The 23,044-nt window shown below is 41.8% G+C and carries 26 protein-coding genes; all 26 read left to right on the forward strand.

The genetic code is table 11. The features are described 5' to 3' along the window. The first annotated feature begins 137 nt into the window (after positions 1 to 137). Positions 138 to 1,253 carry a DUF4097 family beta strand repeat-containing protein gene (locus MF646_RS17765; protein ID WP_250097858.1) on the forward strand — a complete coding sequence of 372 codons (1,116 nt, stop codon included), beginning with the start codon at positions 138 to 140 and terminating at the stop codon, positions 1,251 to 1,253. Positions 1,254 to 1,323: 70 nt separating this feature from the next. Beyond that, complete coding sequence (locus tag MF646_RS17770; protein ID WP_250097859.1) at positions 1,324 to 1,524, forward strand: PspC domain-containing protein; 201 nt, start codon at positions 1,324 to 1,326, stop codon at positions 1,522 to 1,524. Further along, entirely contained in the window at positions 1,524 to 1,868 is a 345-nt protein-coding gene (locus MF646_RS17775; protein ID WP_250097860.1) for a phage holin family protein, read from the forward strand. The genes MF646_RS17770 and MF646_RS17775 overlap by 1 nt, the downstream gene beginning before the upstream one ends. Positions 1,869 to 2,299: 431 nt before the next feature. Continuing rightward, positions 2,300 to 3,238, forward strand: a complete 939-nt coding sequence (gene hprK / locus MF646_RS17780) for an HPr(Ser) kinase/phosphatase (RefSeq protein ID WP_250097861.1) — start codon at positions 2,300 to 2,302, stop codon at positions 3,236 to 3,238. Between the two features lie 74 nt (positions 3,239 to 3,312). After that, positions 3,313 to 4,173, forward strand: coding sequence for a prolipoprotein diacylglyceryl transferase (gene lgt / locus MF646_RS17785; RefSeq protein ID WP_250097862.1), 861 nt, complete (start codon positions 3,313 to 3,315; stop codon positions 4,171 to 4,173). Between the two features lie 269 nt (positions 4,174 to 4,442). Beyond that, positions 4,443 to 5,396 (forward strand): nucleoside recognition domain-containing protein, encoded by a 954-nt coding sequence (locus MF646_RS17790; RefSeq protein WP_250097863.1) that lies wholly within the window; start codon positions 4,443 to 4,445, stop codon positions 5,394 to 5,396. Continuing rightward, complete coding sequence (ppaX, locus tag MF646_RS17795) at positions 5,386 to 6,033, forward strand: pyrophosphatase PpaX (RefSeq protein WP_250097864.1); 648 nt, start codon at positions 5,386 to 5,388, stop codon at positions 6,031 to 6,033. The genes MF646_RS17790 and ppaX overlap by 11 nt, the downstream gene beginning before the upstream one ends. Next, on the forward strand, positions 6,030 to 6,524 hold the full coding sequence (locus MF646_RS17800) for an acyltransferase (RefSeq protein ID WP_250097865.1): 495 nt from the start codon (positions 6,030 to 6,032) through the stop codon (positions 6,522 to 6,524). The genes ppaX and MF646_RS17800 overlap by 4 nt, the downstream gene beginning before the upstream one ends. A gap of 187 nt (positions 6,525 to 6,711) precedes the next feature. Further along, on the forward strand, positions 6,712 to 7,248 hold the full coding sequence (locus tag MF646_RS17805; protein ID WP_250097866.1) for a TetR/AcrR family transcriptional regulator: 537 nt from the start codon (positions 6,712 to 6,714) through the stop codon (positions 7,246 to 7,248). Positions 7,249 to 7,679: 431 nt separating this feature from the next. Next, entirely contained in the window at positions 7,680 to 8,210 is a 531-nt protein-coding gene (locus MF646_RS17810; RefSeq protein ID WP_250097867.1) for a CBO0543 family protein, read from the forward strand. Between the two features lie 340 nt (positions 8,211 to 8,550). Further along, entirely contained in the window at positions 8,551 to 9,447 is an 897-nt protein-coding gene (locus MF646_RS17815; protein ID WP_250097868.1) for a beta-keto acid cleavage family enzyme, read from the forward strand. Continuing rightward, positions 9,444 to 10,412, forward strand: a complete 969-nt coding sequence (locus tag MF646_RS17820) for an L-carnitine dehydrogenase (RefSeq protein ID WP_250097869.1) — start codon at positions 9,444 to 9,446, stop codon at positions 10,410 to 10,412. The genes MF646_RS17815 and MF646_RS17820 overlap by 4 nt, the downstream gene beginning before the upstream one ends. Before the next feature lie 18 nt (positions 10,413 to 10,430). Then, on the forward strand, positions 10,431 to 10,901 hold the full coding sequence (locus MF646_RS17825; protein WP_250097870.1) for a thioesterase family protein: 471 nt from the start codon (positions 10,431 to 10,433) through the stop codon (positions 10,899 to 10,901). A 22-nt stretch (positions 10,902 to 10,923) separates the two neighbouring features. Beyond that, positions 10,924 to 12,126, forward strand: a complete 1,203-nt coding sequence (locus MF646_RS17830; RefSeq protein WP_250097871.1) for a quaternary amine ABC transporter ATP-binding protein — start codon at positions 10,924 to 10,926, stop codon at positions 12,124 to 12,126. Beyond that, on the forward strand, positions 12,123 to 12,953 hold the full coding sequence (locus MF646_RS17835) for an ABC transporter permease (protein WP_250097872.1): 831 nt from the start codon (positions 12,123 to 12,125) through the stop codon (positions 12,951 to 12,953). The genes MF646_RS17830 and MF646_RS17835 overlap by 4 nt, the downstream gene beginning before the upstream one ends. 19 nt (positions 12,954 to 12,972) lie before the next feature. After that, a complete protein-coding gene (locus MF646_RS17840; protein WP_250097873.1) occupies positions 12,973 to 13,848 on the forward strand; it encodes a glycine betaine ABC transporter substrate-binding protein in 876 nt (291 codons plus the stop codon). A gap of 471 nt (positions 13,849 to 14,319) precedes the next feature. Beyond that, positions 14,320 to 15,492 carry an ATP phosphoribosyltransferase regulatory subunit gene (locus tag MF646_RS17845; protein WP_250097874.1) on the forward strand — a complete coding sequence of 391 codons (1,173 nt, stop codon included), beginning with the start codon at positions 14,320 to 14,322 and terminating at the stop codon, positions 15,490 to 15,492. Position 15,493: 1 nt separating this feature from the next. Further along, positions 15,494 to 16,132: an ATP phosphoribosyltransferase gene (gene hisG, locus MF646_RS17850; RefSeq protein WP_250097875.1), complete on the forward strand. Its 639-nt coding sequence runs from the start codon at positions 15,494 to 15,496 to the stop codon at positions 16,130 to 16,132. Then, positions 16,129 to 17,400 carry a histidinol dehydrogenase gene (gene hisD, locus MF646_RS17855; RefSeq protein ID WP_250097876.1) on the forward strand — a complete coding sequence of 424 codons (1,272 nt, stop codon included), beginning with the start codon at positions 16,129 to 16,131 and terminating at the stop codon, positions 17,398 to 17,400. Before hisG ends, hisD begins: the two co-directional genes overlap by 4 nt. Then, positions 17,401 to 17,991: an imidazoleglycerol-phosphate dehydratase HisB gene (gene hisB / locus MF646_RS17860; RefSeq protein WP_250097877.1), complete on the forward strand. Its 591-nt coding sequence runs from the start codon at positions 17,401 to 17,403 to the stop codon at positions 17,989 to 17,991. 1 nt (position 17,992) lies between these two features. Further along, positions 17,993 to 18,637, forward strand: a complete 645-nt coding sequence (gene hisH, locus MF646_RS17865) for an imidazole glycerol phosphate synthase subunit HisH (protein ID WP_250097878.1) — start codon at positions 17,993 to 17,995, stop codon at positions 18,635 to 18,637. After that, positions 18,630 to 19,364, forward strand: coding sequence for a 1-(5-phosphoribosyl)-5-[(5-phosphoribosylamino)methylideneamino]imidazole-4-carboxamide isomerase (hisA, locus tag MF646_RS17870; RefSeq protein WP_250097879.1), 735 nt, complete (start codon positions 18,630 to 18,632; stop codon positions 19,362 to 19,364). Before hisH ends, hisA begins: the two co-directional genes overlap by 8 nt. Before the next feature lies 1 nt (position 19,365). Then, the gene (gene hisF, locus MF646_RS17875; RefSeq protein WP_250097880.1) at positions 19,366 to 20,124 is read left to right on the forward strand and encodes an imidazole glycerol phosphate synthase subunit HisF; all 759 of its coding nucleotides are present in this window, start codon (positions 19,366 to 19,368) and stop codon (positions 20,122 to 20,124) included. Next, positions 20,121 to 20,747: a bifunctional phosphoribosyl-AMP cyclohydrolase/phosphoribosyl-ATP diphosphatase HisIE gene (hisIE, locus tag MF646_RS17880; protein ID WP_250097881.1), complete on the forward strand. Its 627-nt coding sequence runs from the start codon at positions 20,121 to 20,123 to the stop codon at positions 20,745 to 20,747. Before hisF ends, hisIE begins: the two co-directional genes overlap by 4 nt. 194 nt (positions 20,748 to 20,941) lie before the next feature. Then, positions 20,942 to 21,991, forward strand: a complete 1,050-nt coding sequence (locus tag MF646_RS17885) for a tetratricopeptide repeat protein (RefSeq protein WP_250097882.1) — start codon at positions 20,942 to 20,944, stop codon at positions 21,989 to 21,991. Between the two features lie 104 nt (positions 21,992 to 22,095). After that, a complete protein-coding gene (gene trxB / locus MF646_RS17890) occupies positions 22,096 to 23,040 on the forward strand; it encodes a thioredoxin-disulfide reductase (RefSeq protein ID WP_250097883.1) in 945 nt (314 codons plus the stop codon). Positions 23,041 to 23,044: the final 4 nt, after the last annotated feature.

Consider the following 23,044-nt stretch of genomic DNA (forward strand, 5'->3'; position numbering starts at 1 on the left):
GCGCATTGCTCAAAACAAAAGAAAAAAAGAAAAGCACTTTTTTTCTTTTGTTTTGAAACATCTTTTCTATTTATTTCGTAATACAATAGTGTAGGTATCGTTTTGTTGGGATTAGGGCTCATAATTATAGATGAGGAGTGAGTTTGTTGGAAGAACGTAAGATGGTTTTGAAGATGATTGAAGATGGAAAGATTACAGCTGAAGAAGGAGTTAAATTGCTAGAGGCGATGGAAAAAGGCGAATCGGGCACGGGGAATAAGAGAGAAGAATCAGCAAGGGAAGTTTCGACAAAGGTTGATTGGGATGAGGGAGAGCAATATCGTCAGCGCGCAAGGCAAGCGGCACATTCAACGGCAAACTTGTTTACCTCCTTTATTGAAAGCACGATCCAAAAAATTAAAGATGTCGATTTAGATTTTAATTTTGGGTCGTCAATTGAAGTCGATCACATTTTTCAGCATCGTGATATTTCTCCCAAATCACTAGATGTTTCGCTTGAAAATGGCTCGATTACATTTAAGCCTTGGGATGAATCAGATGTTAGAGTGGAGTGTAAAGCAAAGGTATATCGGGTAAAGGATAGTGATGAGGCACGTCGCGTCTTTTTACAAGAGTCATCGTTTCGGGTAGATGAGCGTAAGTTGCTTTTCCATACGAAAACGAAGTCCATTAAAGTCCAAACAACGGTGTATGTACCAAAAGAGTCGTTTGATCATATTAAGCTGTATACATTTAATGGTCAGGTCGAAGGTGCGTCATTTGAAACAGACACACTTGACGTTAACGCGATCAATGGTCCTCTTGCGTTTTCTTCTGTTAAAGCAAAAAAAGCGATGGCTGAAACAGTAAATGGACCGATTGAATACAAGCAAGTTGAAATCGATGTTTTTGATGCAAAAACGATTCATGGTGGCATTAGTTTACTAGGAAAGGTGCAGGACTTTGATGCAGAAACAGTAAATGGCTCAATCACGTATCATCTTGATCAGTTAACGGAATCAGGCTATGCGGATTTGAAGGCGACGACCGGCAGCATTCATCTGTTTATTCCGAAAGAAAACCGGATTGAAGGGAAGTTGAAAACAAACGTAGGTGGGTTTACGATTGACATGGGTGATTACGAAATGCTAGAAGAAAAGAAAGAGTTCGCCCAAAAATCATTGAGTTTTATTGGAAATCAACACTCGTCACCACGTGTGAAGGTGAATGCATTAACAAATACAGGGTCAGTTCTTGTGAAAGATCAGGAATAAGAACGAAATAAGGAAGGCGGAATATGATGTTTTGTCTTCCTTTATCTTAAAAAGAAAGAGGTGAGAATCAATGAAACGTTTGTTTAGGACACAATATGATCGCAAAATCGCAGGGATATGTGGTGGACTAGCACAGTATTTTTCAGTTGATCCAACGATCATTCGTTTACTAGCTGTGATTTTGTTTTTCGTTACAGGGTTTTTCCCGTTCATCATTGGCTACATCATCGCCATTTTCATAATTCCGAATGAAGAGGATGTGAGAGACTGATGAGGTGGATTATTGGGTTAATTATCAATGCTTTAATTTTGATGGGGATTGCGTATTTATTTGATGGCTTTTATGTGTCAGGCTTTGTAGCTGCCTTCATTGCCAGTTTGCTCTTATCGATCGTTAATGCTATTGTCCGCCCGGTTCTTGTTGTGCTAACATTACCGATTACTGTCCTCACACTTGGTCTTTTCTTATTTGTAATTAGTGCGATCACACTCATGTTTACGGCTGCTTTAATGGGAAGTGCTTTTGTAATTGATGGTTTCGGAATGGCTATCATAGCAGCTATTTTGATCGCAATTATCCAAACATTTGTCGTAAAACCAATGCGGAAAAAATAAGATTTGATTGTAGTTGCAAATTGCTAGTAGCATGTAAAGCACAAGCGTCCTTCATTACCCAATGAAGGACGCTTTGCATGTAACACGAGATCGAAAAAGAGCATCATGACCTTGATGAAGGACGCTTTGCATGTACAACAAAGGTGAAAAGTCCTTCATGCCTCCGATGAAGACCGTTCCCCATTAAAAACACTCCAGAAAAAGCCTTCATAAAAAATAACATTTAGTTTCAAACAAGTATAGCAGTGTAAGTACTTAGGAGATTTAGCCGAATATTGTGCAATGATCTCATACTTTAATTGGTTCACCGTGATGGCCTGACTATAAAAAAATTGTAGAAGTATGAAATGCTATCCGGTAAAACATGCTAAAATGGAAAAGGTATTCACTCCATTTAGTTAGCATAGAGATGTGAAGGTGGGATTAGCGCAGTGGCAAAAGTTACAGCAAATACTTTATTAGAGCGTTTTAACTTAGAATTAATCGCTGGAGAAGAAGGAATTTATCGCCCGATTACGACAAGTGATCTTTCTAGACCAGGGATCGAAATGGCAGGATATTTTACCTATTATCCAGCAAAACGTTTGCAACTTTTAGGTCGAACGGAGCTTTCATTCTTCGAGCATTTAAAGCAACATGAAAGAGAAGAAAGAATGTTAAAGCTATGTACATATGATACACCAGGAATTATCATTTCACGTGATTTGGAAGTACCTCCTGAGTTGGTTGATGCGGCAGAAAAAGTCGGGGTGCCTTTGATGAGATCAAGCATGGCAACAACGCGTTTAAGTAGTAGCATTACAACCTTCTTAGATAGTGAACTTGCACCTATGACCGCAGTTCATGGGGTCCTTGTCGATATTTATGGGATTGGTGTTTTGATTACAGGAAATAGCGGTGTCGGAAAAAGTGAAACAGCGCTCGATTTAGTTCGCCGTGGACACCGTCTTGTAGCGGATGATTCCGTTGAGATTCGTCAAGAGAATGAAGGGACTCTTGTTGGGCGTTCACCTGACTTGATTCAACATTTACTCGAAATCCGCGGATTAGGTATCATTAATGTGATGACATTATTTGGTGCAGGGGCTGTTCGTCCACACAAACGCATTGTTCTATGTATTAACTTAGAGCTTTGGGATCAGAAGAAAGCATATGATCGTCTAGGATTAGAAGAAGAGAAAATGAAAATTATTGATTCAGAGATCACGAAATTAACTGTACCTGTAAGACCTGGACGAAACTTGGCCGTTATTATTGAAGTCGCAGCAATGAATTTTCGATTAAAACGTCTTGGCTTTGATGCGGCTCAAGAGTTCTCGGAACGATTAACAGATGTCATTGAAGAGGGCGATCACGACGAATTTCGTTAAGAGTGTGGTATAATGGCGGCGTGTTCGATTATGAACGCGCCTTGTTTTGATATGTTAAAAGGGAGAGTGGAAACGTGGAAGAGACGATACAACCATATAGCAGGATTTTCCTGGAATTTGGCCCGTTTACGATCTATTGGTATGGGGCGTTAATTGGATTAGGTGTGTTTTTGGGGTACTTAATCGCAACGAGAGAAGCGGTGAAACGTGGCTATCCGAAAGAAACGTATGCTGATTTGCTTTTATTTGCTTTGCCAATTGCGATCTTATCAGCAAGACTTTATTATGTCATTTTCCGCTGGGAGCAATTTGCGGATAACCCGATTCGAATGTTTTATATTTGGGAAGGTGGCCTTTCGATTCACGGCGGGGTCATTGGGGGAATGCTGACAGCCTATTTCTTCTGTAAAAAACGCGGCTATTCATTCTGGCAAATTGCCGATATTACCGCACCGAGTTTGTTATTAGCTCAAGCAATTGGACGCTGGGGTAATTTCATGAACCAAGAAGTCTATGGTGGTCCGGTAACAAGAGAGTTTTTAGAAGGCTTAATGCTACCAGATTTTATTATCAATCAAATGTACATTAACGGTACATATTATCATCCAACATTTCTATACGAGTCGATCTGGAACTTGCTTGGCTTTTTCTTACTGATCTATTTAAGAAGGTTCAACCTAAAACAAGGTGAAATCTTCATGACGTACTTAGTATACTATTCATTTGCGCGATTCTTCCTTGAGATGATTCGTCTAGATTACTTACTAATTGGCGGCGTTCTAAAAACAGCACAAGTGGCATCAATTATTCTAATTGCCTTTGCTGTTATCTTTACAATCTACCGTCGAAAACAACCAAATACACCAAACTACCATGACCCGGCTATTACAGCCCAAACGAAAAAAATAACAAAAAAAACAAAGAAAAAGAAATAGTATAAAAAGGCGCACTTCCTTTTTATACTATTTCGAAGCCGCCGTAATGTCTTAAGCTTTTTGAGCGAACTTCTCAAAAAGCACACGGCGAGTGAAGCCACTGCAAAACATGTTCGCACAAATAAAAGGAAAAGGCGCACTTCCTTTTTATACTATTTCGAGAAGCGAGAAGATTTTAACCTTAACTCATTAGTTTTTTTATTATTGATTTGTTTATAAAAAACTTACCCACATAAAAATAGAACGGGAGTAAGTGGAGGGAGAGACCATTGGGGATGCTAAAACGCGGGCTTCTTGTCGGTTTACAGACGACATGGACGCTAGGAAAAATCATTTTTCCAATCACCTTAATCGTTACGATTTTAGGCTATACACCAGTCCTTGAATGGTTGGCGGGCTTATTAGCTCCAGTGATGGGGTGGATTGGATTACCTGGAGAGGCAGCAATTCCGCTTGTTCTTGGGAATGTCTTAAACTTGTACGCCGCCATTGGTGCGATATTAACGTTGGAACTTACGGTGAAAGAGGTATTCATTTTAGCGGTAATGCTCTCTTTCTCACATAATTTGTTTATTGAATCAGCGGTCGCAACAAAAGTGGGAATTCGAATGTCTGTCGTACTAGTTGTGCGAATCGGGCTGGCTCTTTTCTCGGCCTTCATGATCAATCTATTTTGGTCTGGTGGACAGGAAACAGCACAGTATGGGTTTGTTTCTACTACGGGTCAACCAGAAGTGAGTGGGTGGCTTGCCATTGCTTGGCAAGGAGTTACGAGTGCTACGCTTGGAATTCTCCAGCTTGCGATGATTGTGATCCCGCTAATGATTGTCGTTCAGATTATGAAAGAACGAAACTGGTTAAAACTAGTATCAAAAGCGATGGCTCCATTTACAAAAATGCTAGGAATCAAGGAAAATACGTCAACCACACTAGCATCTGGTCTGTTATTTGGTCTTGCATTTGGTGCTGGGGTTATGATTCAAGCCGCAAAAGAAGATGGAGTAGCAAAGAAAGATTTATACTTAGTCTTTATTTTCCTCGTGGCCTGTCATGCAGTCATCGAGGATACACTCATATTTATTCCACTAGGTATTCCGGTTTGGCCGCTATTAATTATTCGAGTCGTCACTGCGATTTTATTAACAATGGCCATTGCTTATATTTGGAACCGGTTAGAGAAAAAACAAGAGCTAGAACGAAAGGAAGCGACTTATGAACATTGATACACTATTATTTGACTTAGATGGAACGTTAATCAATACAAATGAGTTAATCATTGCCTCATTTCTTCATACGTTAGAGCAATACAAACCAGGTGAATACACGCGTGAGCATGCAATTGAGTTTATTGGGCCACCACTTCGAGATAGCTTTGAATCGGTTGATGCCACGCGTGTAGACGAAATGATACAAACATACCGTACGTTTAACCACGAAAAACATGATGAACTCGTAACCGAATATGAGGGCGTTTATGAAACGGTTGAACGCCTTCATAAAGAGGGCTACAAGCTAGCGATTGTCACGACAAAGATTAGGAAAACAGCCTTAATGGGGTTAAAGCTTACAGGACTTGATCAATTTTTTGATGTTGTGATTGGACTCGATGATGTGGAAAATGCCAAACCCCATCCAGAGCCTCTTGAAAAGGCGCTTGCAGCACTAGCTTCTTCTAAAGAATCAGCAATGATGATTGGAGACAGCCTTTTCGACGTGGAAGCTGGTAAGAATCTAGGTGTTCCAACAGCTGTTGTAGGTTGGTCGATCAAAGGGCCAGAGAAAATAAAGACATTTGAAGCAGATTATACGCTATCTAACATGCGTGACTTGTTAGCTATTGTCGGAGTGGAAAAGCAATGAGCAGAAAAACAGAGCGATACCCTGTAGAAGAGGCCAATTCGCTCTGGCAAATTTACAAGACCGTTCCTTTTTGGAAGGTTGTGAGAAATTTTATTGTGATTCAAATTGCTCGCTACACACCATGGATTAGCGTAAAAAATTGGTTATACCGGACGTTTCTCGGGATGAAAGTGGGCGATGAGACAGCGGTGGCATTAATGGTCATGATGGATATCATGTTTCCAGAACGGATTACAATTGGCCGTAACTCGATTATTGGCTACAACACAACGATTTTGGCACATGAGTATTTAATAAAAGAATACCGTCTTGGTGATGTCGTTATTGGCGATGAAGTGATGATCGGTGCGAATACGACAATTTTACCGGGAGTTACCATTGGTGATGGGGCAGTGGTCTCAGCTGGAACGCTTGTATATCGAGATGTTCCAGCTGGCGCTTTTGTCGGTGGTAATCCGATGAAAGTCATTCGAGAAAAGATGGATGACTAAGAGGGAGCTGTTGAGTAGAAAGGTGCTTGACAGCTTTTTTCGTTACGAACAGAACTCTTCCGTAATAAAAGTAAGTGAATTTGTCTAGACTTACCTACAAATTCTGTAAATCTTTTTAGTTGCTGTTGATAATAAACCGTCTGGATGGTATAGTTAGGGCTGAAATTTTATTACAAAGGAGAGTCAGATGAGCAGAACTTCTAGAAAAGTAGAGATTCTTCACGCTGCGTCTAAAATTGTCAGTGAAAAGGGAATATTCAATTTAACATTAGAGGCTGTGGCGTTAGAAGCAGGGATTAGTAAAGGTGGTCTGCTCTATCATTTCCCCTCAAAAGAAGAACTTGTTAAAGGGATGGTTGAGCATTTAGCAAACAATTATCGCGAAAAAATCGCTGGTAACGCGGAGATGGACCCGGTAGAAAAGGGGAAATGGATCCGTGCCTATGTTGATGTAACATTTAATCAAGTATATGCCAATAAGGACATGCATTCCGGTTTGTTAGCAGCAAAAGCGGTCAATTCTGAGTTACTAGACCCAATCCGTGACCTTTATGCAGAATGGCAAGAATCGATTGAAGATGATGGGATCGATCCTGTTAAAGCAACAATCATTCGTCTAGCGACCGATGGGATTTGGTTAGCTGAGCTTTTTGATATCTACCACATTGGTGATGAAAAGAAAGAGACTGTTTATAAGACGTTGAAAGAATGGGTAAATGAATAATGTGAGCAAGAAAAGTCCTTCATAAGGCAGATGAAGGACAAACTCCCCCTAAGAGGATCAAGGAAAAGTCCTTCATAAGGCAGATGAAGGACAAACTCCCCCTAAGAGGATCAAGGAAAAGTCCTTCATAAGGCAGATGAAGGACAAACTCCCCCTAAGAAGAGCAAGGAAAAGTCCGTCATGAGGCAGATGAAGGACGAAACCCTCCTAAGAAGAGTAGAGAAAAGTCCTTCATAGGCAGATGAAGGACAAACTCCCCCTAAGAAGAGCAAGGAAAAGTCCGTCATGAGACCGCAGAAGTCCTCCTCCCCCTTAAATAGTGTTCCAACAAAGAAACTTATAACAAGAACATAAATAATTTCCTACTAGGAGTACAAACTATTGATCAAGAAGTATACGTTTATATTAAATTACCTAGGATGAAAAAACATATGCATGTTCTTACTGCTATTATTAGCATCATAGCTGTTTTGATTTGGGGGGACTGGAGAAATTGGAAAAAGTATCATGCAACGTTGCTATTTTTTGCTCTTGGGAATTTAGTTTATAATTTCTTAACAGCAAATTACTTTTTGTGGCGTATGGATGCAGACTTCATTTCAAATCATACTCTTACGGAAATGCTTTATACATTTATCGTGTTTCCAGCTACAGGCTTGCTATTTTTAGGGAATTATCCTAAAGGTGTCATGAAACAAATCTTACATACATTACAATGGATTTTGATCTATGGCATTTGGGAATATGTTTTTACTGTAACAGGAAATATTAAGTACCAATATGGATGGACATTGGGATGGTCAATCTTTGCCCTCTTCCTTATGTTCCCGCTATTACGATTGCATTATAAACATCCGTTAGTTGCGTATGTAGTGTTTGCACTTGTTTGTGTAGGGTTTCTTTGGTTGTTTGATGTTCCTGTTCATTTGCCTGTTGAAGAGAGGCCAAATTATGGACAATAGAGTATGAATTTAGTCAAGGAGTGCCTCTTTGAAGACTTATAAAATGAAAGCAATCTACTCCAGATTAAGAAATAAACGCCCAGAGAGCTGCTCTCTGGGCGTTTTTATTAATTAGATTTTTAAAATTTTCACCGACAAGGGAGAAAACCTAATATGGCAGGAGGTGGAGTCGACAAAATCTCTCCTAATTCGACGAGCGAAAACCCTTACTTTTTAAAAGCACCCTTGCGTACATTACCGTCCAGATGGTATAGTTTCAATTGTGAATAAATAAACCGTCCGGATGGTTAAGTATTGAAATTGAGGATTGTACAAAGGTGACGATAGAGGAGGAGACATGATGCAAAAGAAAATTTTATTAACAGCGGCAGTGACAGGTGCGGGAGATACAACGAAAAAAAGTTCACATGTCCCTGTAACACCGAAAGAAATTGCTGAAGCTGCGATTGCATCAGCAAAGGCAGGAGCAACTGTTGCTCATGTTCATGCAAGAGATCCTGAAACAGAAGGAATTAGTCACAACGTTAATCACTACCGTGAAATTGTTGATCGAATTCGTGAGTCGGAGACAGATGTCATTATTAACATTACGTCAGGTGGAGGCGGCGACTTCATCCCTAGCTTAGCAACACCAGCTGCTGGAGGAGATGGAACGGACATGCAAACGCCAGAAGAACGTCACAAGCCTGTTGGGGAATTGCTTCCCGAAATGTGCACACTTGACTGCGGAAGCGTGAACTTTGGTGACATGATTTATTTGAGTCCAACCGATTGGCTGCGTCAACAAGCAAAATTAGTTCAAGAAAGCGGTGTGAAGCCAGAGTTAGAATGCTTTGACACAGGACATATTCGTTTTGCTAAACAACTAATTGAAGAAGGCTTAGTAGATGGTGACCCGATGTTCCAATTTTGTCTAGGGATTCCTTGGGGAGCAGATGCAGATGTCGAGACGATGTTGTATATGAAGAGTCGTCTTCCTGAAAATGCCCATTGGTCTGCATTTGGAATTGGCCGTATGCAAATGCCAATTATGCTTCAAACAGCGATGTTAGGTGGAAATGTACGAGTTGGATTAGAGGATAACTTGTATCTTGATAAAGGTGTATTTGCCAGAAACGATCAATTGGTTGAAAAAGCAGTGAACCTCATTTCTAGTAATGGCATTGGCATCATGACACCACAAGAGGCACGCAAACAGTACGGATTAAGAAACCCAAACGGAGGCGATAACAAATGACTAACATTCAACAAGAGTTCAAAAAACTAGCTGTCATCGGAACCGGAGTTATCGGAAATGGCTGGATTGCACGCTTTCTTGCACAAGGATACGATGTCGTGGCCTTTGATCCTGCTGAGGGAGCAGAGGCGAAAACGCGTAAGACCGTTTCACATGCTTGGTCGTCTTTAGAAAAATTGGGATTGGCACCTGGTGCGTCTAGGGAGCGCTTAACGTTTGTTCCTACGTTAGAAGAGGCAGTTAGTGATGCGGATTTAATTCAAGAAAATGTTCCGGAACGTGAAGAACTAAAGAAAAACGTATTAGCTAGCATCGATCAATTCGCAAAGCCAGAGGCAATTATCGGATCAAGTACATCAGGAATTATGCCTTCGGTGTTGCAGGAAGGGTTAACGCATCCAGAGCGATTCCTCGTTGCTCATCCATTTAATCCTGTATACATTTTACCGCTTGTTGAATTAGTCGGTGGTGAGGCAACAACACAAGCCGTTATAAAAAAAGCAGCTCAGTTCTATGAATTGATTCAAATGAAGCCATTGATCATTAACAAAGAAATCGAAGGTCACTTAGCTGACAGGCTCATGGAAGCACTTTGGCGTGAAGCGTTACACCTTGTCAATGACGGTGTCGCGACAACTGAGGAAGTCGATGCAGCCATTATTTATGGTGCAGGACTTCGTTGGGCACAAATGGGGCCGTTCTTAACGTTCCACTTAGCTGGAGGAGAAAAAGGGATGCGCCACATGCTAGAACAATTTGGTCCTGCTTTGAAACTTCCATGGACGAAATTAGAAGCGCCTGAACTAACAGATGAGTTGAAAGAAAAAGTGATCCAAGGCTGCGAAAGCCATGCCGGGGATGTGTCAATCTCTGAACTAGAGCAGAAGCGAAATGAATTTTTAGTAGAATTGCTAGATCTTGTTGAAAAATATTGGCCGGAATCTAACAATCTCGTAAAAAAATAAAAGACTGGAGGGAAAAGGATGTTACCGTCATTTAGCTACAAAGACCATGTCCGCAAAGAGTGGGTTGACTATAACGGCCACATGAATGATGCGGAGTATGCAAGAGTCTTTAGTTTATCTGTTGATTCTTTTATGGATTATATCGGCTTACATGAAGCAGCTCGCCAATCGCTAAACTACACGATTTTTACGTTAGAAACACATCTTTGTTATTTAAAAGAAGCACATGAGGGTGAAGAGCTAACGGTTGAGGTTCAGTTATTAGATGATGATGCGAAACGCCTGCACGTGTTTTTCATGATGAAAAATCGTGACGGTGCAGAGATTGCGACTAGTGAGCAGATGTTAATGGGGATGGATACAACGGAGGGGAGACCAGCTCCTTTCCCTCCTGAAGTCTCATCAATCATTGAAAAAATACGAAGTGCACATGAACATTTACAATCCCCAAAACAAGTAGGTAGACAGATCGGAATAAAGAAGCGATAGGCTATTACAGAGGAGAATGTTTATGAATAAGATTGAAGTAAATCATTTGACCAAGATCTTTGGTTCCCACCCAAAGCAAGGCTTAAAAAGCTTGAAAAGCGGAGAACAGAAGGCAGATATCCTTAAAAAAACGGGGATGACCGTTGGGGTCAATCAAGCCTCGTTCTCTGTGAAAGCGGGAGAAATATTCGTCATTATGGGTCTTTCAGGAAGTGGGAAGTCAACATTAATTCGTTTAGTAAATCGTCTCATTGAACCAACGGATGGGGAGATTCTCATCGATGGTGAAGACATTACCAAGATGGATAAAAAGACTCTTATAGAAACAAGACGTCAAAAATTAGCGATGGTATTTCAGCAATTTGGATTGTTACCCCATCGGACAGTATTAACGAATGTTGCCTATGGGTTAGAAATTCAAGGGGTAGACAAAGCCGAACGTGAAGAGAAGGCTTTAAAGTCAATTGAGGATGTTGGACTAAAAGGGTATGAAGAAAGCTTACCAAGCCAATTAAGTGGTGGAATGCAGCAACGTGTAGGACTTGCTCGCGCATTAGCAAATGACTCAGATATATTGCTAATGGACGAAGCATTCAGTGCTCTTGATCCTTTAATTCGTAAGGAAATGCAAGATGAGCTCCTTCATCTTCAAAATAAGCTCGGCAAAACCATCCTCTTTATTACCCATGATCTAGACGAAGCGTTAAAGCTTGGCGATCGAATTGCCATTATGAAGGACGGACAGATCGTTCAAGTGGGGACAGCTGAGGAGATTTTAGAAAATCCAGCTAATGAATATGTCTCAAATTTCGTGAAAGATGTCGACCGCTCGAAAGTCCTGGAAGCATCACATGTGATGAAAAAACCAGAAGTGTTAACGACGTACAAAGACGGCCCAAGAGTCGCTGTTAGGAAAATGGAAGAAGCCGGTGCGTCGAGTATTTTTGTTGTCGATAAACAGAAGAATTTCCAAGGCTTGTTGACAATTGATGATGCGATCAAAGCATACAAAGAGAATATTCCAATGGAGGACGTATTAATAAATTCTGCGGTACATTGTGCTGATCCTACGACACCTTTAAATGACCTGATTGGAATTGCGGCAGAAACGAAATATCCAATCGTTGTCGTTGAAGATGGAAAACTACTAGGAATCATTTCGCGTGTATCGATTCTCTCAGGTTTAGTTCTTGGAAAAGAAAAAGATGAGGTGGTATCAGCATGAATTACTTCTACTTCCCGTTAGAGGAATGGACCAATCGTTTTGTCGATGGTTGGCTGCTTCCTGTTATGAGTGGGTTCTTTAATAGCATAAGTACGGTGCTTCGTGCATTTGTCGATGCCGTAACAAATCTATTAATTACAGTCCCGCCAGAGCTTATTATGATTATTTTAGTTTTGTTATCTTGGAAAATAGCTGGTAAAGGAATTGCATTATTCGCATTAGTAGGCTGTTTGTATTTAGGGTCTGTTGATTTGTGGGAAGCTGCAATGCAAACGGTATCGATTGTCCTCGTATCAACTACTTTATCTGTATTGGTTGGAGTACCGCTTGGAATTTTAAGTGCAACAAATAAGGTAATGGAACAAATCACAAGACCAATCTTAGATTTTATGCAAACATTGCCTAGCTTTGTTTATTTAATCCCTGCGATTCTTTTATTCGGACTAGGTGGAGTGCCGGCAGTCATTGCAACGTTTGTTTTTGCTACGCCACCAGCTGTTCGAATGACGAATTTAGGAATTAGACAAGTACCGAGTGATGTCGTAGAGGCTTCAAAAGCGTTTGGTTCAACATCGCGACAGCTGCTATTTAAAGTACAACTACCACTAGCCCTGCCGACAATTATGGCTGGGGTGAATCAAACAATGATGCTCGCTCTCTCGATGGCTGTTATCGCCTCAATGATTGGAGCTCCAGGACTTGGTTCAACCGTGTTATCAGGGATCTCAACAGTTAATGTAGGTCTAGGTTTAACAGGTGGCTTAGGAATTGTTGTGCTAGCGATTATTTTAGACCGTATTACACAAGGATTAGCGAAAAAAGCATAAGAAAAAGGAGAGAAAATCTATGAAAAAGTTTTTACTAGGTTCAATGATGGCCGTATTTCTAGCAACAGCTGTTGGCTGTGCATCAGGCGAAACGAGCGGAGAAACAACCGAAGAAAATAGCAATGGGGAAACGATAACGTTTGGGGTAACACCTTGGACAAGTACAGTTCCTCCAACTCAAATTGCTAGTCTAATTTTACAAGATATGGGCTATGAAGTTGTGGAGACAAATGCCGATGTAGGAAATGTATTCATGGGGTTGTCTCGTGGTGACCTTGATGTCTTTATGGATGCATGGTTCCCAATGCACCAAGTTCATATGGAGAGATTCGAGGACACTGTTGTTGATACAGCTGTAAGTTATCCAGAAGCAGAAACAGGCTGGGTAGTACCAAATTACATGGAAGATATCAACTCTGTAGAAGACATCGTTGGCAATGAAGATTTATTCAATAACGAAATGTATGGAATTGAAGAAGGAACAAGTGCACAAGAGGAAACAAACGAAATGATTGAAGCATTAGGGTTGGATATTACACAAGTCAATTCATCTGAAGGTGGAATGTTAGCGCAAGCTCAACGCCAAATGCAGCAGGAAGAGCCAGTCATTTTCTTTGGCTGGAGACCGCACACGATGTTTAACAAATACGATATTAAAGTAATCGGTAACGACGCTGGTTTCTTTGAAACATCATCTGTTCATGTTGTAACAAATCATGAGCTGCAAGAAAAAGCTCCAGATGCCTTCGAATTTCTAAGCAACTGGAACATTTCCATTGATGATGTTGAAGAAATGATCGTACAAATTGAAGACGAAGGTCAAGATCCAGAAGAAGCAGCAAGAGAGTGGATTGACAACAACCAAGATAAAGTTAACGAAATGCTAGGTAACTAGTAAGGGGAGGCCTGAGTCGGTGAGACTCGGGTCTTTTTTTAAGCTGTTTTCGCATACTTTGTTGTTTTTATGGAGGAAGTGTTCACCACATGTTCGTTCCACCTGAGCTCCAGTCACTCGCACCCGCGGGGGTGGATGCAGTGAAATGGAACGAACACGTCACTTCAACCTAACCGATAAAAACAACAAAGTAAACAAAAATAGCTATTGAAAAATCAATGTATTTTCACCTCCTTACTATTAATTGTGAGATAATTCTATCAAAATGGTTGACGTTGTTCGGACCTCCATGTAAACTAACTATATACTTTATCTTATTAGCACATTAGCGAACTAAAGCAAAATAGACATTTTCTTGAAACAAAAACAGGTATTTTGACAAAAATCGCGAATGATAGGAAAGATAGAAAAAAAGATGTCGGAGAGCTGCACGAAAAAGCAGACAACGGAGAAGAACGAGGAGTGAAATCAATGTCTAAGCCACTTATGTTTGAGAAACCACTTGGAATGCGCGATACATTGCCAGAGATGTATGAGATGAAAAAGCAGGTACGTCAGCAATTGGAAACGGAAATGTCTGGATGGGGCTATCAAATGATTGAAACCCCGACGTTAGAATATTATGAAACGGTTGGTCTTGCGTCAGCGATTTTAGATCAACAGTTGTTTAAATTATTAGATCAACAAGGAAATACATTGGTTCTTCGCCCTGATATGACAGCACCTATTGCGAGATTGGTTGCTTCTAGTATGAAGGGAGAAGCGTATCCACTTAGGCTCTCCTATCAATCAACGGTTTTCAGAGCTCAGCAGCATGAGGCTGGAAAACCAGCAGAATTTGAGCAGCTTGGTGTGGAATTAATAGGAGACGGGACGGTTAGTGCCGATGGTGAAGTGATTGCGCTTATGGCATCAGCGTTAAAACGTGCAGGCTTGTCACACTTTAAAATTGCAATTGGCCATGTTGGCTATGTGAACGCGCTCTTAGAAGATATTGTTGGAGAGCGTGCAGATGAGCTGCGTCGTTTTTTATATGAAAAAAATTATGTTGGGTTCCGTGAACATGTGAAAAGCTTGCCGATCTCTTCCATTGATAAAGGGAGACTTCTTGGTCTTTTAAAGCTACGCGGCGGCAAAGGAACAGTGGAAGAAGCAGCGAAGCTTGTTTCTAACGAAGAAGGGTCAAAAGCGCTTGCTGAACTAACAGAGTTATGGCAAGTATTAGAGAGCTACGGCATTGAACAATATGTAAAATTAGATCTGAATTTAGTCCTTCATATGAGTTATTACACAGGAGCGGTATTTGAAGGCTATGGAAGCAATTTAGGTGTACCGCTTTGCAGTGGCGGACGTTATGATGAGCTACTTGGCAAATTTGAGCGTCCTGGTCAGGCAACAGGATTTGGCGTTCGTCTAGATTTACTTGTTGAAGCACTAGGCGAAATGAACACAAAGAAGAAAAAAACATGCATCGTCTTTAGCAAAGAAAGACGTGCCGAAGCATTCCAAGAAGCGGCAAGTCTAAGAGGAAAAGGCGAGTCCGTCGTTGTTCAAGACATTGCCGGGGTAGAAGATGTCGACGGAATGTCAGAACAATTTACTGACGTACACTACTTCATTGGTGCAAAGAAAGGAGACGCATAAGATGGCAGAATGGTTAACGGTCGCGATGCCGAAGGGGAGAATTTTTGAAGAAGCATTAGAATTGTTGCGAAAAGCAGGTTACAACTTACCGGCAGAGTTTGATGATTCTCGGAAGTTAATTATCGATGTGCCTGAGGAAAACATGCGTTTTATCCTAGCGAAACCAATGGATGTCCCTACATATGTTGAGCACGGTGTTGCCGATGTTGGAGTAGCTGGAAAAGATACGATGATTGAAGAAGAGCGCGTTGTCTACGAAGTGCTCGACCTGCAAATTAGTGAGTGTTACTTGGCAGTTGCCGGCCTTCCGAATTATGAAAAGAGAGACATCAATCCAAAGGTCGCTTCGAAATATCCGAACTTAGCAACACAATATTTTAAAGAGCAAGGTGAGCAAGTTGAGATCATTAAATTGAATGGTTCAATTGAATTGGCACCATTAATTGGGCTCGCCGATCGTATCGTTGATATCGTATCAACTGGGAGAACATTAAAGGAAAATGGCTTAGTAGAGCTTGAAACAATTGTGCCGATTACATCGCGTTTGATTGTGAATCCAGTTAGTTACCGTATGAAGGATGAGCGTATTGATGAAATGGTCGAACGTCTTTCTCGAGTGATCGAGGGGGAAGAAGCATGAAGATCGTCAAAGTTGGAGCAGAGGTAAGCATCAAGCGCGATATTGACACAGGAACAGAGCAGCAACGAGAAGCGGTCGAAGCGATTATTGCTCAAGTAAAAGAACAAGGCGATCAAGCTCTATTTGAATTAACGAAAAAATTTGATGGAGCAGAGCTTACAAGTCTTCGAGTAACGGAGGAAGAACTCGAAGGAGCGTATGCAGAGATTGATGACGAATTGATTTCAGCGTTGCGTGAGGCGATCGTGAACATTAAAGATTTCCACGAGCGTCAGAAGCGTCAATCGTGGATGACCACAAAAGAAGATGGAACAATTCTTGGACAGAAAGTCACTCCATTAGATTCGGTTGGTGTCTATGTGCCAGGAGGCAAAGCAGCTTATCCATCATCGATTATGATGAATGTCATTCCAGCGCAAGTCGCTGGTGTCGAGCGCATTGTCATGGTGTCACCAGCAGGGGCAGATGGATTGCTTCCGGCTAGTGTCCTTGTAACAGCGAAGGAACTTGGTGTGAAGGAGATATACAAAGTTGGCGGAGCTCAAGCCGTTGCTGCTTTGGCATATGGAACAGAGTCTATTCAATCGGTTGATAAAATAACTGGTCCGGGCAACATCTATGTAGCGTTAGCGAAGCGCGCTGTATTTGGAACGGTTGATATTGATATGATCGCAGGACCAAGTGAAATTGTTGTTCTTGCTGATAAAAAGGCGAATCCTCGTTACATTGCAGCTGATCTTTTGTCTCAAGCAGAGCATGATGAGCAAGCGTCAGCCGTGTTAGTAACAACATCTCAGGAGCTTGCAGAAGATGTCGCAAAAGAAGTAGAAGAGCAGCTTACGACTTTGCCAAAACGCGATATTGCTGGAGCATCGATTCGTGATTATGGCGTCATTTATGTCGCGCAAGACTTGGTTGAAGCAATCGATGTCGTAAATCAACTTGCGCCTGAGCATTTGGAAATCCTAACAGAAGAACCGATGAACTTAATCGGGAAAATTCGTCATGCAGGAGCAATTTTTGTCGGACCTTACAGCTCGGAGCCGGTTGGGGATTATTTTGCAGGACCAAACCACGTTCTGCCGACAAATGGCACTGCTCGTTTTTCGAGCCCGCTCAATGTCGATGATTTCACAAAAAAATCAAGCATTATTTCATATAGCAAACAAGCCATCGAAGAACATGGCCGCAAAATTTCAGCTCTTGCCCGTTTAGAAGGGTTGGAAGCACACGCACGAGCAATTGATATTAGGTTGGAGGAAAAGTAGATGACAGAACGTCGCGCACAAATCGAACGTAATACAGGTGAAACGCAAATTAAGTTGGACTTTACTGTGGATGGAGAAGGAAGATCAGAATTAGAAACAGGCGTACCTTTTTTAACGCACATGCTTGATCTGTTCACAAAGCACGGTCATTTCAATTTAACCGTTGATGCAAACGGAGATACGGAAGTTGATGATCATCATACGACGGAGGATATCGGCATTTGCTTAGGACATGTGTTAAAAGAAGCACTAGGAGATAAAAAAGGAATCCGCCGCTATGGAAATGCATTTGTACCAATGGATGAGACGTTAGCACAAGTCGTTGTTGACTTAAGTAACCGTCCGCATCTTGAGTTCCGCGCTGAGTTCCCAAGTCAAAAAGTAGGGACATTTGATGTTGAGCTCGTGCACGAATTTATGTGGAAGCTCGCTCTTGAAGCACGAATGAACTTACACATTATCGTCCACTATGGTCACAATACACACCATATGATTGAAGCGGTGTTTAAAGCATTAGCACGTGCCTTGGATGAAGCAACGAGTATCGATGAGCGGGTAAAAGGCGTCCCGTCAACGAAGGGAATGTTATAAGATGATCGGCATTGTTGATTATGGGATGGGGAATTTGCACAGTGTCAGTAAAGCACTGGAGCGCCTAGAGCTAGCCTATGTGGTAACAGATGATATTGAACAATTGAAAAAGGCTGATGGACTTCTTCTTCCTGGTGTTGGGGCATTTCCAGATGCGATGAAGACGTTGAATGAGATGGGCTTAACGGAATTTTTACGTGAATGGGCGGAATCAGGAAAGCCGCTTTTAGGGATTTGCCTTGGCATGCAGCTATTATTTGAAGAAAGCGCGGAGCATGGGGAGACAGAAGGGTTAAAACTTTTACCTGGTCGCGTGGAGCGCTTTGTTGGTCATACGGCAAATGGTGAAACATACAAAGTACCTCACATGGGTTGGAACAAGTTAACGTTTCATAAGCGTGAACACAAACTTTTACAAGACGTTGAAGAGGGACACGTGTATTTTGTTCACTCGTATGTCGTCAAGCATAAGGACGAGGACGTGTTAATTGCTTCGAGTGAATATGATGTAACGGTTCCAGCTGTAGTTGGCAGGGACAACGTAATGGGGACGCAATTCCACCCAGAAAAAAGCAGCAGCGTAGGTATGGCGATCCTTCGTAACTTTGGAGAGCTCATCACGCAAGGAGGAGAAAGTCGTGAGTAATTTTGTTATTTATCCAGCAATTGATATGAGAGACGGAAAATGTGTGCGTCTTGTACAAGGAGATTATGATCAAGAAACCGTGTATGGCGATTCGCCATTTGACATGGCAAAGTTATTTGCTGATGCCGGGGCACAGTGGATTCACATGGTCGACTTAGACGGTGCAAAAGCGAAAAAACGCGTCAATCATGAGCATGTGCTTCGTGTTGCTAAGGAGCTTGATGCGAAGGTGCAAATTGGCGGTGGGATTCGTACGGCTGAAGATGTCGCTTTTTATCTTGAGCAAGGGGTCGACCGTGTCATATTAGGTAGTGTCGCTGTCAATAATCCTGAGTTCACAAAAGAAATGTTAGCTACATATGGTGGTGAGCGAATTGCCATCGGGCTAGATGCGCGTGATGGCTATGTTGCCACAGAGGGCTGGCTTGAAACGTCTTCAGTAAAAGCTGAGACATTAGCGCAGGAGCTTGCTCGTCACGGGGCTGAAGTGTTTATTTTTACCGATATTTCGCGTGATGGCATGCTATCTGGTCCTAATACGGAAGCAATTACGAATTTAGCAGAAGCAACTGGCAAGCAAGTCATTGCCTCTGGAGGCGTCAGTTCGTTAGCTGATTTAACTGAACTTCGTGAGCGAAAAAATCGTGGAGTGAGTGGTGCCATTGTCGGGAAGGCACTATACACGAACCAATTTACATTAGAAGAAGCATTGCAAGGGGGCGAATAGGTTGTTAACAAAACGTATCGTTCCTTGTTTGGATGTGAAAGATGGGCGTGTCGTAAAAGGTGTTCAATTCGTCGATTTACGAGATGCAGGTGATCCAGTTGAACTTGCAGCTTTTTATGATGAGCAAGGGGCTGATGAGTTAGTATTTTTGGATATTTCCGCTTCTCACGAGGGGCGTGAAACGATGGTGGAAGTCGTGGAGCAAGTTGCAGGAACACTTGCGATTCCTTTTACCGTCGGTGGGGGGATTAACTCGCTCGAGGATATGAAACGTGTGCTGCGTGCTGGAGCGGACAAGGTATCGTTGAATACAGCAGCGGTGAAGCGCCCGGAGCTGATTAAAGAAGGGGCAGACTTCTTTGGTTCGCAGTGCATCGTTGTAGCGATTGATGCAAAATACGATGAAGAGCTTGGTTCATGGCGAATTTATACGCATGGCGGCCGTGAAGCAACAGATTGGGAAGTAACTGATTGGGCGAGGGAAGCTGTACGTCTTGGTGCCGGGGAAATCTTGCTTACGAGCATGGATCAAGACGGAGCGAAGACGGGGTTTGACCTCGCGTTGACAAAAGCGGTGAATGCCGCTGTTACGGTACCAGTTATTGCATCAGGCGGTGCAGGAAAGAAAGAAGACTTTGCTGATGTATTTCGGGATGCCAAAGCAGATGCTGCGCTAGCGGCATCAATCTTTCATTACAAGGAAACGTCGGTCGCAGAAGTGAAGACATATTTAAAAGAAAAGGGTGTGGCCGTTCGATGAGCATAGAAAAAATTCAATTTGATCAAAATGGACTCGTTCCTGCGATTGTGCAAGATGCTGTGAGCAAGGAAGTTTTGACACTAGCCTACATGAACAAAGAATCGTTACAGAAGTCACTGGAAACGAGAGAAACATGGTTTTATTCTCGTTCTCGCCAAGAGTTATGGCATAAAGGGGCAACGTCAGGCAACACACAGCAAATTGTCGACTTGCGCTATGACTGCGATAGTGATGCCATTGTCGTTCTTGTTGTACCAGCAGGACCAGCGTGCCACAAAGGGGTCTATACGTGCTTTTCTGATTCGTTGTTTGAGCAAGTTGTTCGTACGAATCCTACCCGATTTGCGATCCTTGACGAGTTAGAACAGGTCATTGCACAGCGTGAAGCGGAGATGCCAGAAGGGGCTTATACGACGTATTTGTTTGAAAAAGGTGTCGATAAAATTTTGAAAAAGGTTGGCGAAGAAGCAGGAGAAGTGATCATTGCTGCGAAAAATCGTGATCCGGAAGAATTAAAGTGGGAAGTTTCGGATTTGCTGTACCACCTTTTAGTACTCCTTCGTGAACAAAAGCTACCGCTCGACGATGTATTAGCTGTTTTAGAGGAAAGACATAAGAAGTAAAGGAGATCAAAACGGCAAAAACGAATCTTTGCCATGATTTTGAATAAATAGCATTTGCTCGTACGTTGCCGTCTATGAGGAGCCTGCTCATAGACGGCTTTTAATATGCAGAGGGACTGAAAGGGTCTCCCGCGCTGTCTAAAATGATGTTATACTATGTCTTATGATTGAGAAGCTGGAGGTAACAAAACTTCATGGGATTAAAACCAAAAGACGAACAGGAAAAGGGCAAAGTTGTTCCTTTGTTTCAAAGTGGGGATTATTTCTTTCATAGAGGAATCGAAGCGTACAGAAAGAACCACTTACAACGTGCGATCAAACTGTTAGAGAGAGCGGTTAAGCTAACGAACACTGAGCCTGTTTTTCATGTTCAATTGGCAGCAGTTCTTTCTGAAATTGGGGAATATGAACGGTCAAATGAAATATTAAAAAATGTGTTAGCAGAAAAAGAAGATGTAGCAGAATGCTATTTCTTCATGGCAAATAATTATGCTTACCTTGGACTTTTTGAGAAAGCTGAACGAATGACGTTGCGCTATTTAGAGTTAAGTCCAGATGAGCGGTTTACAGAAGATGCAAAGGATCTTTTAGAATTGCTTCGTTTTGAACGAGAAGAAGATGAGGAATGGGATGATCTTGGAGAAGACGAAGATGAATTGATCGCTCAGTTTGAACGTGCTCGTTATTTAGTGAGACGGGGCAACATTCAAGAAGCTATCCCCGTATTGCAAACGATTATTGATGAGCATCCAACCTATTGGACTGCACATAACCAGTTAGCGGAAGCTCTTTTTCGTCTAGGGGAGGATTCTGCTTTTGAAATTTGTCAAACCATCCTTGAAAAAGACCCAGGAAATCTTTTTACACTGTGTAATTTAGCTTTGTTTTACACGAAAAGTGGGAATGCTAAAGGTGCTGAAACGTATATTCAATCTTTGCGTCGTGTCTACCCAATTGATGGCGACCATTATGTCAAAGTAGCTGAAACATTATGTACGGTTGGAGAGTTTCAAGTTGCTTATGACCGACTAAAGGAATTAAGCAGGTGGGAACTAGAACAACGGTCTGAATTGCTGTTTGGCTATGCAGTAGCAATGTATCATTGTCATGATCGACATAAGGCGATCCAATTAATGAAACGTGCAGAAGAACTTGGTTCTAAGCAAGCCAAAACAACACTTGTAATTACGAAAAAGGAGCCAGTTAATCACGATCAGATCCAGTTTGATATGTGGGTTGAGTAGCTGAGCAGATAGATAGACATTCCCCAGTCAATTCGCTACGATATTAGTGAAAAGACGTAGATTTAGACAAGTGAAAAAGAGTGTTTTAAAGGAGTGGACCAATAATGAGTGAGGAAAAAATTTATGATGTTGTCATAGCTGGGGCTGGTCCTGCAGGTATGACGGCGGCTGTTTACACATCTCGTGCAGGTCTTTCAACGATCATGGTTGAACGCGGAATCCCAGGTGGACAAATGGCTAATACAGAAGACGTGGAAAATTATCCTGGGTTTGATCATATTCTTGGGCCAGAGCTTTCAACTAAAATGTTTGAGCATGCAAAAAAGTTTGGTGCTGAATATGGATATGGGGATGTGAAAGAGATCGTCGACGAAGGCGACCTTAAAATCGTCAAAGCAGGTAGCAAGGAATTCAAAGCTCGTGCGGTCATTGTGGCAACAGGAGCTGAATACAAGAAGATTGGCGTTCCAGGTGAAAAAGAACTAAGCGGGCGCGGAGTTTCTTATTGTGCTGTATGTGATGGTGCCTTTTTCAAAGGGAAAGAGCTAGTTGTTGTTGGTGGCGGAGACTCTGCTGTTGAAGAAGCTGTGTATTTAACGCGCTTTGCAACAAAAGTCACCGTTGTTCACCGTCGTGATGAGTTACGTGCACAAAAAATCTTACAACAACGCGCATTTGATAATGACAAGATTGATTTCATTTGGAACCATACAGTAAAAGAAATCAATGATGAAAACGGCAAAGTCGGAAGTGTCACGCTCGTTAGTACTGAAAATGGCGAGGAAAAAGAATTTAAAACAGATGGCGTGTTTATTTATATTGGCATGTTACCATTAAATGAAAGTGTGAAAAACTTAGGAATCACCAATACAGAGGGCTATGTTGAAACAAACGAAGAAATGGAGACGAAAGTCCCTGGAATTTTTGCGGCTGGTGATATTCGCGAAAAGTCACTTCGTCAAATTGTAACAGCAACAGGTGATGGAAGCTTGGCTGCTCAAAATGTACAGCATTATTTAGAGACGCTAGCAGAGAAGTCAAAAGCATAAGATA

Source organism: Halalkalibacter alkaliphilus, from assembly GCF_023555415.1.
GTDB classification, from domain to species: Bacteria; Bacillota; Bacilli; order Bacillales; family Bacillaceae_D; genus Halalkalibacter; species Halalkalibacter alkaliphilus.

Excerpts from the sequence above, each read along its gene's own strand:
- MF646_RS17770 (WP_250097859.1), top strand. The coding sequence starts at position 1,324 with ATGAAACGTTTGTTTAGGACACAATATGATCGCAAAATCGCAGGGATA.
- MF646_RS17775 (WP_250097860.1), top strand. The coding sequence starts at position 1,524 with ATGAGGTGGATTATTGGGTTAATTATCAATGCTTTAATTTTGATGGGG.
- ppaX (WP_250097864.1), top strand. The coding sequence starts at position 5,386 with ATGAACATTGATACACTATTATTTGACTTAGATGGAACGTTAATCAAT.
- MF646_RS17800 (WP_250097865.1), top strand. The coding sequence starts at position 6,030 with ATGAGCAGAAAAACAGAGCGATACCCTGTAGAAGAGGCCAATTCGCTC.
- MF646_RS17805 (WP_250097866.1), top strand. The coding sequence starts at position 6,712 with ATGAGCAGAACTTCTAGAAAAGTAGAGATTCTTCACGCTGCGTCTAAA.
- MF646_RS17810 (WP_250097867.1), top strand. The coding sequence starts at position 7,680 with ATGCATGTTCTTACTGCTATTATTAGCATCATAGCTGTTTTGATTTGG.
- MF646_RS17815 (WP_250097868.1), top strand. The coding sequence starts at position 8,551 with ATGCAAAAGAAAATTTTATTAACAGCGGCAGTGACAGGTGCGGGAGAT.
- MF646_RS17820 (WP_250097869.1), top strand. The coding sequence starts at position 9,444 with ATGACTAACATTCAACAAGAGTTCAAAAAACTAGCTGTCATCGGAACC.
- MF646_RS17825 (WP_250097870.1), top strand. The coding sequence starts at position 10,431 with ATGTTACCGTCATTTAGCTACAAAGACCATGTCCGCAAAGAGTGGGTT.
- MF646_RS17830 (WP_250097871.1), top strand. The coding sequence starts at position 10,924 with ATGAATAAGATTGAAGTAAATCATTTGACCAAGATCTTTGGTTCCCAC.
- MF646_RS17835 (WP_250097872.1), top strand. The coding sequence starts at position 12,123 with ATGAATTACTTCTACTTCCCGTTAGAGGAATGGACCAATCGTTTTGTC.
- MF646_RS17840 (WP_250097873.1), top strand. The coding sequence starts at position 12,973 with ATGAAAAAGTTTTTACTAGGTTCAATGATGGCCGTATTTCTAGCAACA.
- MF646_RS17845 (WP_250097874.1), top strand. The coding sequence starts at position 14,320 with ATGTCTAAGCCACTTATGTTTGAGAAACCACTTGGAATGCGCGATACA.
- hisG (WP_250097875.1), top strand. The coding sequence starts at position 15,494 with ATGGCAGAATGGTTAACGGTCGCGATGCCGAAGGGGAGAATTTTTGAA.
- hisD (WP_250097876.1), top strand. The coding sequence starts at position 16,129 with ATGAAGATCGTCAAAGTTGGAGCAGAGGTAAGCATCAAGCGCGATATT.
- hisB (WP_250097877.1), top strand. The coding sequence starts at position 17,401 with ATGACAGAACGTCGCGCACAAATCGAACGTAATACAGGTGAAACGCAA.
- hisH (WP_250097878.1), top strand. The coding sequence starts at position 17,993 with ATGATCGGCATTGTTGATTATGGGATGGGGAATTTGCACAGTGTCAGT.
- hisIE (WP_250097881.1), top strand. The coding sequence starts at position 20,121 with ATGAGCATAGAAAAAATTCAATTTGATCAAAATGGACTCGTTCCTGCG.
- MF646_RS17885 (WP_250097882.1), top strand. The coding sequence starts at position 20,942 with ATGGGATTAAAACCAAAAGACGAACAGGAAAAGGGCAAAGTTGTTCCT.
- trxB (WP_250097883.1), top strand. The coding sequence starts at position 22,096 with ATGAGTGAGGAAAAAATTTATGATGTTGTCATAGCTGGGGCTGGTCCT.